Raw genomic sequence first — 12,834 nt, forward strand, 5'->3', positions numbered from 1 at the left:
GAAGACGGCCGCGGCGGAGAACGGCGGTAACGGCGGTAACGGCGGGTCCCGGGGACGGTTCGCCGGGCTCGGGGAGCGGGCGCGGCTGCGTGCGGCGCAGTCGCCGGTCTGGGCGCGGCCTGTGGTGATGGCCCTGAACCTGGTGTTCGCGCCGTTCGGCGTGGTCGCGGACGTGCTGCGCGACTGGTGGTCGGTGCAGGGCCGCGGGATGCGCTGGGTGGTCTACGGGCTGCTGGTGCTGTTCGCGCTGGTGCTGCCGTCGGATGTGATCGGTGACGTGATGTCGCCGCACACCGAGTGGCAGACGCTGCTGTTCTTCCCGATCGGCGGGTACATCCTGCTGGCGATCGGGTTGAACGTGGTGGTGGGCCAGGCCGGGCTGCTGGACCTGGGCTATGTGGCGTTCTTCGCGGTCGGCGGCTACACGATGGCGATCTTCGGCAAGTACCACGGCTGGAACTTCTGGGAGATCCTGGTCGTCGGGGTGCTGATCGCGGCGCTGTCGGGCATCGTGCTGGGCGCGCCGACGCTGCGGCTGCGTGGCGACTATCTGGCGATCGTGACGCTGGGGTTCGGTGAGATCATCCGGATCAGCGCGCAGAACTGGGACTACGTCAACGGCCCGAACGGCATCTCGGGCATTCCGCATCCGCCGAACCTGTCGGAGTGGTCCTTCCCCGACGGGCAGCCGTGGGAGTTCCTGGGGGTGGCGGGGATGAGCCCGTTCACCTACGGGGCGCTGGACGGGCGGCCGTACTACTACCTGATGCTGGTCGTCATCATCGCGGTGATCATCTTCTGCAAGCGGCTGGAGAACAGCCGGGTGGGCCGGTCGTGGGCGGCGATCCGGGAGGACGAGGACGCGGCCGAGCTGATGGGCGTGCCGACGTTCAAGTTCAAGCTGGCGGCGTTCGCGATCGGTGCGGCGATCGGCGGTGCGGCCGGGGTGGTGTACGGCAGCCAGGCGACGTCGATCATTCCGAACAACTTCCCGTTCATCCTGTCGGCGACGATTCTGGCGGCGGTGGTGCTGGGCGGTTCGGGCAACCTGCCGGGGGTGATGGTGGGCGCGTTCCTGGTGGCGTGGCTGCCGGAGTACTTCCGCGGGCTGGCCGAGTACCGGATCCTGATCTTCGGTGGGGCGCTGGTGGTGATGATGGCGCTGCGGCCGGAGGGCATCCTGCCGTCCCGGCGCAGGCAGGCCGAGCTGGCCGAGGGCACGGGCGGCATGGGCAGCCTGGGCGCCGAGGTCGGTGGGCCGGACACGCACGCGGCGGCCGTCGAGGGGGCGAAATGAGTGAGGAGAAGCCGACCTCGGTCGCGTCGGCGGAGCCGGCGGAGGCGGCGTCGATCGGCGCTCCGCTGCTGGAGTTGCGTGAGATCACCATGCGCTTTGGTGGTGTGGTGGCCATCAACGGGCTGTCGCTGGAGGTCCGGGAGGGTGAGATCTTCGCCCTGATCGGCCCGAACGGCGCGGGCAAGACCACGGTGTTCAACGTGATCACCGGTGTCTACCGGCCGACCGAGGGGCAGGTGCTGCTCGGTGAGCAGCGCATCGACGGCCAGAAGCGCTACAAGGTGACCAAGCTCGGGATCGCCCGCACGTTCCAGAACGTCCGGCTGTTCCACAACATGTCGGCGCTGGAGAACGTGATGGTGGGCGCGGACGCGCACCACCGGACGGGACTGGCCGGGGCGGGGCTGGGGCTGCCCTGGCACCGCCGCGAGGAGCGCGAGGGCCGGGAGAAGGGCCGGGCGCTGCTGGAGTTCGTGGGTGTCGGGAACCGGGGCGGGGAGATGGCCAAGAACCTGCCGTACGGCGACCAGCGCAGGCTGGAGATCGCCCGTGCGCTGGCCACCGATCCGAAGCTGCTGCTGCTGGACGAGCCGGCGGCCGGGATGAACCCGGCGGAGAAGGAGTCGCTGCAGGAGCTGATCCGCAAGATCCGCGACTCCGGGCGCACGGTGCTGCTGATCGAGCACGACATGAGTCTGGTGATGGGCATCAGCGACCGGCTGGCGGTGCTGGACTTCGGCCAGAAGATCGCCGAGGGGCTGCCCGCCGAGATCCAGAACGACCCGCGGGTCATCGAGGCGTACTTGGGGGCTCCCGCCGATGCTTCTTGAGATCAGGGACGTGCACGTCCACTACGGCAAGATCGCGGCGCTCAAGGGCATCACGGTGGAGGTCGAGGAGGGCGAGATCGTCACGTTGATCGGCGCCAACGGCGCCGGCAAGACGACCACGCTCAAGACGATCTCCGGGCTGCGTCCGCTGAGCTCGGGCCGCATCCTGTTCAACGGGCAGGACATCAGCCGGATGCCGGGGCACAAGCGGGTGCTGGCCGGGATCGGGCAGGCGCCGGAGGGCCGGGGGATCTTCCCGGGCATGACGGTGACCGAGAACCTGCACATGGGCGCGTATGCGCGCAAGGGGGACGTCAGCAAGGACCTGGCCGAGGTCTTCGAGCTGTTCCCCCGGCTGGCCGAGCGCAAGAACCAGGCCGGCGGCACGATGTCGGGCGGTGAGCAGCAGATGCTGGCGATCGGCCGGGCGCTGATGAGCCGGCCGAAGGTGCTGCTGCTGGACGAGCCGTCGATGGGTCTGGCGCCGATGCTCATCCAGCAGATCTTCACGATCATCGAGGAGATCAACCGGCGGGGCACGACGGTGCTGGTGGTCGAGCAGAACGCGCAGCAGGCGCTGCAGCTGGCGCATCGGGCGTATGTGCTGGAGACGGGGCGGGTGCTCAAGAGCGCCCCGGCGAGCGAGCTGCTGGACGACCCGGAGGTGCGTGCGGCCTATCTGGGCGGCGGCGCCGGCGCCGCCGGTGGTTCCGGTGGTTCCGGTGACTCCGGTGACTCCGGTGGCAAGGCGGCCGCGGTCGCCTCCGCTCCCGGCGAGGCCGCGGTCGTGGACGAGCCGGTGCAGAAGACCGCTCCCGACGACCGCGACTGAGCCGCCGTCCCGGGGTGGTTCCCGGGACTTGTGTGGTGCGGGCCGGGCGACCTGTGTTCCGCCGTGGTCGCCCGGCCCGCCCGCGCGCCCTCGCCCGGGGCGTGCGGGCGGATTCGTTCTCAGGGCTTGCCGTTCTCAGGGCTTCAGCGGGATGTCCACGGTGTCGGGCGTGCCCGCCGGCACGCCCTTGAGCTGGTCGCCGAGGGCGGAGGAGGAGACGTCACCGTTCACGCGCAGGGCGCGTACGGGCGCCGTCTTGGGGATGTCGAACCACAGGTCGAGTTCGCGGCGTTCCTCGCGGGCGACGATCTGCGTCCCGGAGACGGCGCGTGAGATCGACATGGCGTCGTGGTTGGGTTTGTGGGCCCGCCCGTCCGCGGTCACCAGCATCTGGGCGGAGGGCACGAACTCGTGCCGGTCCCGGCCGTGGTTCTCGATCAGCAGCCTGACCCGGACGTACTGGCCCTTCGGGGTCCAACTGCCGTGGCTGCCCACCACTTCCTTCAGGCCGGTACGGATGGCCAGGACGGTGTAACGCATCTCGCCCAGCCGGGTCTGCCGGTACGGCAGCGGCGTCTCCGACTCGCGTACGGGCCGGGGCCCGAGGTCGTAGGAGGGCGGACCGTCCTGGTCCGAACACGCCGCCGGCAGGAGGGCGAGGAGGCCGAGGGCACCGGCCGCCAGGGTCCGTCGCATGCCGTGACCCTAGGACGGCGGCGTTCCGGGCGACAGGCTCCGGAAGAGATCGCAACCCAACCGCGACCGGCTGTCGTTCCGCGCCGGCGGCACCGGGTGGGTGGACGGGTACGGGGCCGCCTTTGGGGCCGTACACCCCTTCCCCGGACGTACGTTGTCTACTCAGCGGCCCCGGACCCTCTGTGGCAACGCTAGCGACGCATGGGCCCCACTTGCAAAGGATGTTCTGTTTGCGCAGGTGGTCTCCGCGGCGTTCGTCCCGCCGGCGGGGTGCTAGGCGGGGGGACGGTCGCGCAGCATGCAGGTCAGCCGGGCAGTGCAGACCCGCCGGTCCTGGTCGTCGGTGATCACGATGTCGTAGGTGGCCAGCGTCCGCCCGCCGTGCACCCGGGTGGCGACGCCCGTGACATGGCCCTCGGTGGCGGACCGGTGGTGGGTGGCGTTGATCTCCACGCCGACCGCGATCCGGTCCGTGCCGGCGTGCAGGAACGCCCCGGTGGAGCCCAGCGTCTCGGCGAGCACGCAGGACGCGCCGCCGTGCAGCAGGCCGAACGGCTGGGTGTTGCCCTTGACCGGCATTCGTCCCACCACCCGTTCGGGGGACGCCTCCAGCATTTCGATGCCCATCGAAGTGGCCAGGTCGCCCTTGGGGTCGCCGCCGAACGCCCCGGTGAGCCCGCGCTCGCCGCCCGGGGGGGTGCCGCCCAGGTCCGTCACGTATGCCTCCCTCAAATCGTCGTAACGGAAGGCTAGGCTCAAGCCGTGGAGACGACAGCACCGACCCCTGACAACTCCGACCGGCTGCTGCTGCTGGACGGGCACTCGCTGGCCTACCGGGCGTTCTTCGCGCTGCCGCTGGAGAACTTCTCGACCACCGACGGCCAGCCCACCAACGCGGTCTACGGCTTCACCTCGATGCTCATCAACGTGCTGCGCGACGAGCAGCCCACGCATATCGCGGTGGCCTTCGACCGTTCCGAGCCGACTTTCCGGCACGAGCAGTACGTGGAGTACAAGGCGGGCCGCGCCAAGACCCCCGACGAGTTCCGCAGCCAGGTCAGCCTGATCTTCGAGGTGCTGGACGCGCTGCGCATCCCGCGGCTGTCGGTGGCCGGCTACGAGGCCGACGACATCATCGCCACGCTGTCGTCGCAGGCGAGCGAGCTCGGTATGACGACGCTGGTGGTGACAGGGGACCGGGACGCGTTCCAGCTGGTGAACGAGCATGTGACGGTGCTGTACCCGGTGCGGGGCGTGTCGGAGCTGGTGCGCTACGACCCGGACGCGGTCGCCAAGAAGTACGGGGTGCCGCCGGAGCGGTACCGGGAGCTGGCGGCGCTGGTGGGGGAGACCAGCGACAACCTGCCGGGGGTCCCCGGGGTGGGGCCCAAGACCGCCGCCAAGTGGCTGACGCAGCACGGCGATCTGGACGGGCTGGTGGCCAACGTGGACCAGCTCAAGGGCAAGGCCGGGGCGAGCCTGCGCGAGCATCTGCCGCAGGTGCTGCGCAACCACCAGATCAACAAGCTGGACTGCGCGGTCCCGCTGGAGGCCGCGCCGCGGGACCTGCGGCTGGGGCAGTGGGACCGCGACGAGATCCACACCCTGTTCGACGCGCTGCAGTTCCGGGTGCTGCGCGAGCGGCTGTACGCGACGCTGTCGTCGGTCGAGCCGGAGGCCGAGGAGGGCTTCGAGGTCGAGCTGTCGCGGCCCGACCCCGGCGAGCTGGAGACGTGGCTGGCCGAGCACGCGAGCACGCCGGGGGAGCGGGTCGGGCTGGCCGTCACCGGCGGCTGGGGGCGCGGCACCGGTGAGCTGACCGGCCTCGCGCTGGCCACCGGCCGCGGCCCGGCCGTCTTCGTCGAGCCCGCCGAGCTGGCGGAGGCCGACGAGCGGGCGCTGGCCGGCTGGCTGGCCGACGCCAAGCGGCCCAAGGCGATCCACGAGGCCAAGGGGCCGATGCTGGCCCTGGCCGCCCGCGGCCTGACCCTGGACGGGGTGACCAGCGACACCGCCCTGGCCGCCTACCTGGCGCTGCCCGGCCAGCGCACCTTCGACCTGGCCGACCTGGTGCTGCGCTATCTGCACAAGGACGTCTCCGGCGGGGCCGACACCGGTGGGCAGCTGACCATCGACGGCTCCGCCGAGGCCGACGCCGCCCGCGACCTGGCGGTGCGCGCCCGCGCCGTGCTGGAGTTGGCCGAGGCCCTGGACCGCGACCTGGAGCGCCGCGGCGCCGCCCGGCTGCTGCAGGAGGTGGAGCTGCCGCTGGTCACGGTGCTGGCCGAGATGGAACGGGCCGGCATCGCGGTGGACACCGACCACTTCGCCGAGCTGTCGTCGTCGCTGGGCGCCCAGGTCAGGGACACCGAGCAGCGCGCGCACGAGGTCGTCGGGCACGAGTTCAACCTGGGCTCGCCCAAGCAGGTCCAGCAGGTGCTGTTCGAGGAGCTGGGGCTGCCCAAGACCAAGCGCACCAAGACCGGCTACACCACCGACTCGGAGGCGCTGACCGGCCTGCTGGCCAAGGACGGACACCCGGTGCTGGCGCACATCCTGCGCTGGCGGGAGGTCGCCAAGCTCAAGAGCATCGTCGACTCCCTCATCCCGATGGCCGCCGAGGACGGCCGCATCCACACCACCTTCAACCAGATGGTCGCCGCCACCGGCCGGCTGTCGTCCACCGACCCCAACCTGCAGAACATCCCGATCCGCACCGCCGAGGGCCGGCAGATCCGCGAGGGCTTCGTGGTCGGCGAGGGCTTCGAGTGCCTGCTGACGGCCGACTACAGCCAGATCGAGCTGCGCATCATGGCGCACCTGTCCGGCGACGAGGCGCTGATCGAGGCGTTCACCTCCGGGGCCGACTTCCACACCATCACCGCCTCCCGGGTCTTCGGCCTGCCGCCCGAGCAGATCGACGGCGAGCTGCGCGCCCGGATCAAGGCGATGAACTACGGCCTGGCCTACGGCCTGTCGCCGTTCGGGCTGGCCGCCCAGCTCGGCATCCCGGCCGAGGAGGCCCGCCTGCTCATGGCCGAGTACTTCGAGCAGTTCGGCGGTGTCCGCGACTACCTGCAGGGCGTGGTCAGGCAGGCCCGCAAGGACGGCTACACCGAGACCATCCTCGGCCGTCGCCGCTACCTGCCCGACCTGACCTCCGACAACCGCCAGCGCCGCGAGATGGCCGAGCGGATGGCCCTCAACGCCCCCATCCAGGGCTCGGCCGCCGACATCATCAAGGTCGCCTCCCTGAACGTCGACCGCGCCCTGCGCGAGCGCGGCCTGGCCTCCCGGATGCTCCTGCAGGTCCACGACGAGCTGGTCTTCGAGGTCGCCCCCGGTGAGCTGGCGGAGCTGCAGGACCTGGTGCGCACCCAGATGAGCGCCGCCTACACGCTGCGCGCCCCCCTGGAGGTCTCCATGGGCACCGGCCGCACCTGGCAGGACGCCGGCCACTGACCCGCCCGGCCACCGTTCCCGCGCGCCACGGCCCGCAGGGCTGCACGGCCTGAGGCGCCCTACGGACTGCGGCGTCGCACGGTCCGCAGCGCCGCATGGCCCGTAGCGCTGCACGGCCTGAGGGGCGCCACGGACTGCGGCGCCGCATAGTCCTCGGGGCTGCGCCGCCCTCCCTCGGCCGCCGGCCGGGCGGGGACGGAGCGCGGGAAGGTGCCGGGCCGGCCGGCAGGGGAGCGCGGTCGGCCGTCCGCTACCCGCGGCGGGGCGCCGGGCCGTACGCTGAGCGCGACCTCTTTGATGATCGACGGGAGGGCCGTGCCACCCCTGCACAAGCTCGCCGGTGTCCTGATCGTTCTGGCGGTGGTCGTCGGGCTGGTCGCCCCGGACGCCGGGCGGCCGGGCCCGGCCGAGGCGAAGCCGGCGGCCGCGCCCGGCGGGACGGCCGCGCCGTCCACGCCGTCCGCTGCGCCGGTGGCCGGCCGGAGCGGCGCGGGCGGCTCCGCGACCGCCGCGCCCGCGCCCTCCGGCACCGCGCCCGCACCCGTCATCGGGGCGGCCTCGGCCGTCGCCCGGCAGGTCAAGGCTAACGAGCTGGGGCAGATCCCGGTGCTGATGTACCACCGGATCACCGCCGAGACCACCGCGTCGCTGGACCGCACCCCCAAGCAACTGCGCGAGGAGCTGACACGGCTGGCCGAGGAGGGCTACGTGCCGATCACCGCGGCCGACTTCGCCCGCGGCTGGATCGACGTGCCCGCCGGCCGGCACCCGGTGGTGCTGACGTTCGACGACGGCACCCCCGGCCACTTCGCCCTGGACGAGCGGGGCGTCCCCGCAGCGGACACGGCGGTCGGCGTCCTGCTGGAGGTGGCCCGGCGGTACCCGGGGTTCCGGCCGGTGGCCACGTTCTACGTCAACGCCGACCCGTTCCAGCTCGGCGACCGGGCCGCCGACGGGCTGCGGTGGCTGCAACGCAACGGGTTCGAGATCGGCAACCACACGTTCACGCACGCCGACCTGTCGACGCTGTCCAAGGCGGGCGTGCAGCGGGAGATCGCCCGGGACGAGGCGCAGATCGTGGCGCTGACCGGCGTCCACACCAGCACGCTGGCGTACCCGTTCGGCTCCCGGCCGGACCGGGACTCGTGGGCGCGGCACAAGGAGGGGGAGTACTCGTTCCGGGGAATCTTCCTGGCCGGCTGGCGGCCGTCGGTGTCGCCCTTCCACGAGGACTTCGACCCCGAAGCGATCATGCGGATCCGCTCGGAGGGTAAAATCCGGGAAAACGACTGCCGGCGCTACTGTTCCCAGGCGTGGCTGGAGTGGCTGCGGGAGAATCCTGGCGAACGGTACGTCTCCGACGGTGATCCGGGTACCGTGGCCTTCCCCGCGGACGTTTCCGGGGACCTGGCGGGCGGGTATCGGGGATACGGCAGGTCCTACTAGACTGGGATCCACAACACGTGTGGGGGGCCGGCGGTCGCAGGCCCCGTCCCGTCGCCGCGATTGACCCTCGCGGACATGTCCCATATGCTGATCGCTGCGCTGTGGGCTTGCGCGTGCTTCGGACGGAGCAGGCTCGCGCTCGGTCAGGTCGACATCGGTCTTCAGGCGGGACCTCCGCCGTCTCCGGTTCCGGCAGGGACGAAAAGGGCCCTCTGCGCTGCATAGACAACGATCCATGTCCGTACCCGGAGCCAGCCCACACATGACGAGCAGCACCGACACCTCGACCACCACTCCTCAAGTAGCGGTCAACGACATTGGCTCGGCAGAGGAGTTCCTCGCCGCGATCGATGAAACGATCAAGTACTTCAACGACGGCGACATTGTCGAGGGCACTGTCGTCAAGGTCGACCGAGACGAGGTCTTGCTCGACATCGGTTACAAGACCGAGGGCGTCATCCCGTCCCGCGAGCTGTCGATCAAGCACGACGTCGACCCCAACGAGGTCGTCAAGGTCGGCGACCACGTTGAGGCCCTTGTCCTGCAGAAGGAGGACAAGGAGGGACGGCTGATCCTGTCCAAGAAGCGCGCCCAGTACGAGCGCGCCTGGGGCACGATCGAGAAGATCAAGGACGAGGACGGCATCGTCACCGGGACGGTCATCGAGGTCGTCAAGGGCGGCCTCATCCTCGACATCGGCCTGCGCGGCTTCCTGCCCGCCTCGCTGGTGGAGATGCGCCGGGTGCGCGACCTGCAGCCGTACGTCGGCCGCGAGCTCGAGGCCAAGATCATCGAGCTGGACAAGAACCGCAACAACGTGGTCCTGTCGCGGCGCGCCTGGCTGGAGCAGACCCAGAGCGAGGTCCGCCAGACCTTCCTCAACACCCTGCAGAAGGGCCAGGTCCGCAAGGGCGTGGTCTCCTCCATCGTCAACTTCGGCGCCTTCGTCGACCTCGGCGGCGTGGACGGCCTGGTGCACGTCTCCGAGCTGTCCTGGAAGCACATCGACCACCCCTCCGAGGTCGTCGAGGTGGGCCAGGAGGTCACCGTCGAGGTCCTCGACGTGGACATGGAGCGCGAGCGGGTCTCCCTGTCGCTCAAGGCGACCCAGGAGGACCCCTGGCAGCAGTTCGCCCGCACCCACCAGATCGGCCAGGTCGTGCCGGGCCGGGTCACCAAGCTGGTGCCCTTCGGCGCGTTCGTGCGGGTCGAGGAGGGCATCGAGGGCCTGGTGCACATCTCCGAGCTCGCCGAGCGGCACGTGGAGATCCCCGAGCAGGTCGTCCAGGTCGGCGACGAGATCTTCGTGAAGATCATCGACATCGACCTTGACCGGCGCCGGATCAGCCTGTCGCTCAAGCAGGCCAACGAGGGTGTCACCGGCATCGAGGACGAGGACTTCGACCCGACGCTGTACGGCATGCCGGCCGAGTACGACGAGCAGGGTAACTACAAGTACCCCGAGGGCTTCGACTCCGACACCGGCGAGTGGCTGCCCGGCTTCGACGAGCAGCGCGAGACCTGGGAGCGGCAGTACGCCGAGGCCCGCCAGCGCTTCGAGGCGCACCGCCGCCAGATCGAGGAGGCCCGCCGGGCCGAGGCCGAGGCCGCGGGCGGCCCGGCCGGCGGCGGCGGCGACACCTCCTACTCCGGTGGCGGCGAGGCCGAGTCCGGCGGCGCCCTGGCCTCCGACGAGGCCCTGGCGGCCCTGCGCGAGAAGCTGTCGGGCGGCCAGTGACCGACCGGCCGCACGGCCCGAGGTGATGAGCCACTGACGACCGGCCGTCCGCACGGATCCCCTGAGGGGAGCCCGGCGGGCGGCCGGTCGCCGTTCGGCCGGGCCTCGTAATCGCCTCCCGCCGGCGTACCGCCCTTGAACGGCCCGCCGGGGCCGGGCGTCCGATGGCCTCCGGCCGCCGGAACGCCCCGTACGGCCCGGCCGCCTGACGGCTTCACCTAGGGAGATCGGCATGGTCGGGCCGGTCGACCACCGGCGGGTCCCCGCACCGGGATCCGCCTGGCGGACGCCGGTCCCCCTCATGTCGCGCAGTCCGCGCTTGAGCTCCTTGATCTCGTCGCGGAGCCGAGCGGCGAGACCGTGCGGACCTTCGCCGCGAAGAGACGCCGGGGCGCGCCCGCTTTTTGGCCGGACGCGCCGTCCGGTGACGGCGGGGTTGGTCGATCTTCGCCGGTAGGCGATGACATAATGTCCCCGGCCGGATGACGGCCCTGCCCAGGGTCCGTTCTCCGGCCGTGGTCGTTTTCCCCGCGGCTCCAGGGCCGGAGCAGGCACGACCCGCCAACCTCCCCGCAGTCAGAGAGCGACGTCACGTGACCACCACCCATCCAGGAACCAGGCCCGAGGACGCGCCGCCGATCGTCCCGCAGGGCCCGGCGCGGCTGGCGCTGATCGCCATCACGATCGCGGTGCTCGCGCAGATCCTGCGCCTGTCGGGCCCCCAGTTCGCCCATCTCGCCGAGTCGGCCGGCAACGCCACCTCGATCGCCCTGATCCTGGTGGTGTTCCTGGCCGGCTTCGCCGCCCCGGCGATCCGCGCCGCGGCCGGCCCCGGCGGACTGCTGCTGGCCGGGGCCGGCGGGCTGCTGGCCGTCCGGCTGGTGGTGCAGGCGCTGTCCCCGCAGCCGTGGCTGGCCCTGCTCGGCACCGCCGTCGGCATGATCGCCGTGGTGGCGCTGTACGAGGCGGCCCGGGGACTGTCGGGCGTCGGGTTCGCCACCGCGACGGTCGCCGGGCTCGGCGTCGACACCGCGCTGCGGATGGCGTTCGGCACCTGGGACCCGGTCTGGCGGTCGGGCCCGGTCGAATGGGCGATCTGCCTGCTGCTGGTCGGGCTGGGCGCCGCCGCGCTGGCCCGCGAACTGTCCTCCGGCCCGGTGGGCGCGCCCGGCATCTCCTGGCGCGACGCCCTGGGCGCGGCGGCGTTCGGGCCGTTCCTGGCGCTGCAGATCCTGGTGCTGTCCAGCCCGGCGTTCGTGGCCTCCTCCGGCTGGCAGTCGCTGACCGTCGCGCACATCGCCGTGGCCACCGGCCAGGGCCTGGCGCTGGCGTTCCTGGCGTCCGGGCTGGCCGTGCGGGCGGTGCCCGGCGGGGTGTGCGTGCTCGGCGGGACGGTGCTGGGCGTGGGCGCCGGCGCCGCCGCGGGCGCGTACGCCATCTCCGGCGTGGCCGTGGTCGGCATCGTGATCGTCGGCCAGGTGCTGGCGGCCTGGCTGCTGGCGGTGGCCTGCCGGGCCCCGCTGCGCCGGGCCGGGGACGGCGGGCCGGTGTGGCGGATCGACGTCGGCGCCGCGCTCGGCGGGTTCCTCATCGCCGTGATGCTGGTGCCGTACCAGCTCAGCGCGGTCGGCGCGCTGCCGTTCCCCAACAACGTGCTGCCCGGGGTGGCCGGGATCGGGCTGGGCGCGCTGGCCGCCATCGCCGCCGCCCGGGGCGGGCCGCTGCCCGCCCGTGCTCCGCTGCGGGCCCTGGTCGGCGGCGCCGCCGCCCTCGTGCTGCTGCTGGGCACGCTGGCCTTCACCCTCACCAAGCCGTCGCCTGACACGCCCGCCGCGGACCCGTCCAGACTGCGGGTCGTCACCTACAACGTGCACCACGGCATCGACACCCGCGGCCGGCTGGACCTGGCGGCGCTGGCCCGCGACATCCGCAGGCAGCGCGCCGACGTGGTACTGCTGCAAGAGGTCGGGCGCGGCTCCCTGCTGTCGGGCACCACCGACGTGGGGGTGTGGCTGTCGCGCGAACTCGGCATGCACCTGATCTGGGGGCCGGCCGCCGACGGCCAGTTCGGCAACGCCATCCTGACCTCCCGGCGGGTGCTGTCGTCGGGCAGCGCCCGCATGCCCAAGGGCGACTGGTCCCAGATCCGCGGCTACGTGTGGGCCCGCCTGGACGTGGGCGGCCGCCCCGTGTACGTGTGGTCGACGCGCCTGGACGGCGGTGCCGACCGGGTGGCGGACCGGCAGCGGGAGATCGCGGCGCTGCTGCGCGCCTGGGGCGGCGCGCCCCGGACGCTCATCGGCGGTGACATGAACAGCGAGCCCGGCAGCGCCGAGATGAGCCGCTTCCTGGACGGCACGGGACTGCGCGCCTCGGCCCTGGGCGACTACGGGCCGACCACCCCGGAGGGCAAAAAGATCGACTGGATCCTCGGCACGGACGACCTGGTGTTCTCCGACCACGGCGTGCACCCTTCCAAGGCGTCCGACCACTACCCGGTGGCGGTGACCGTTCGGATCGGGGAGTGACCGCC

General features: G+C 72.0%; 9 protein-coding genes. 7 read left to right on the plus strand and 2 right to left on the minus strand.

What is annotated here, in order from left to right; translation table 11 throughout:
* Positions 1-127: 127 nt before the first annotated feature.
* The 3 genes from C4U03_RS01745 to C4U03_RS01755 all read left to right on the plus strand — a co-directional run bounded on the left by C4U03_RS01745 (position 128) and on the right by C4U03_RS01755 (position 2,959).
* Positions 128-1,297, plus strand: coding sequence for a branched-chain amino acid ABC transporter permease (locus C4U03_RS01745; protein WP_103936269.1), 1,170 nt, complete (start codon positions 128-130; stop codon positions 1,295-1,297).
* Between the two features lie 89 nt (positions 1,298-1,386).
* Positions 1,387-2,127 (plus strand): ABC transporter ATP-binding protein, encoded by a 741-nt coding sequence (locus C4U03_RS01750; protein WP_235017628.1) that lies wholly within the window; start codon positions 1,387-1,389, stop codon positions 2,125-2,127.
* Entirely contained in the window at positions 2,117-2,959 is an 843-nt protein-coding gene (locus C4U03_RS01755) for an ABC transporter ATP-binding protein (protein WP_103935808.1), read from the plus strand. The genes C4U03_RS01750 and C4U03_RS01755 overlap by 11 nt, the downstream gene beginning before the upstream one ends.
* 135 nt (positions 2,960-3,094) lie before the next feature.
* Here C4U03_RS01755 and C4U03_RS01760 read toward each other — a convergent pair whose 3' ends face one another.
* Both C4U03_RS01760 and C4U03_RS01765 read right to left on the minus strand, forming a co-directional pair.
* Positions 3,095-3,655, minus strand: a complete 561-nt coding sequence (locus C4U03_RS01760) for a DUF4352 domain-containing protein (RefSeq protein ID WP_103935809.1) — start codon at positions 3,653-3,655, stop codon at positions 3,095-3,097.
* 273 nt (positions 3,656-3,928) lie between these two features.
* Positions 3,929-4,282, minus strand: a complete 354-nt coding sequence (locus C4U03_RS01765; protein ID WP_327372378.1) for a PaaI family thioesterase — start codon at positions 4,280-4,282, stop codon at positions 3,929-3,931.
* 135 nt (positions 4,283-4,417) lie between these two features.
* Here C4U03_RS01765 and polA point away from each other — a divergent pair, with 135 nt between their 5' ends.
* The 4 genes from polA (at position 4,418) to C4U03_RS01785 (ending at position 12,829) form a co-directional block, all read left to right on the plus strand.
* Positions 4,418-7,117, plus strand: coding sequence for a DNA polymerase I (gene polA, locus C4U03_RS01770; protein ID WP_103935810.1), 2,700 nt, complete (start codon positions 4,418-4,420; stop codon positions 7,115-7,117).
* Between the two features lie 315 nt (positions 7,118-7,432).
* Positions 7,433-8,563 (plus strand): polysaccharide deacetylase family protein, encoded by a 1,131-nt coding sequence (locus tag C4U03_RS01775; protein WP_103936271.1) that lies wholly within the window; start codon positions 7,433-7,435, stop codon positions 8,561-8,563.
* 262 nt (positions 8,564-8,825) lie between these two features.
* Positions 8,826-10,301, plus strand: a complete 1,476-nt coding sequence (gene rpsA / locus C4U03_RS01780; protein WP_103935811.1) for a 30S ribosomal protein S1 — start codon at positions 8,826-8,828, stop codon at positions 10,299-10,301.
* A gap of 593 nt (positions 10,302-10,894) precedes the next feature.
* Positions 10,895-12,829, plus strand: a complete 1,935-nt coding sequence (locus C4U03_RS01785; RefSeq protein WP_103935812.1) for an endonuclease/exonuclease/phosphatase family protein — start codon at positions 10,895-10,897, stop codon at positions 12,827-12,829.
* Positions 12,830-12,834: the final 5 nt, after the last annotated feature.

Origin of the sequence: Thermomonospora echinospora (assembly GCF_900108175.1) — a bacterium.
Lineage (GTDB): Bacteria > Actinomycetota > Actinomycetes > Streptosporangiales > Streptosporangiaceae > Thermomonospora > Thermomonospora echinospora.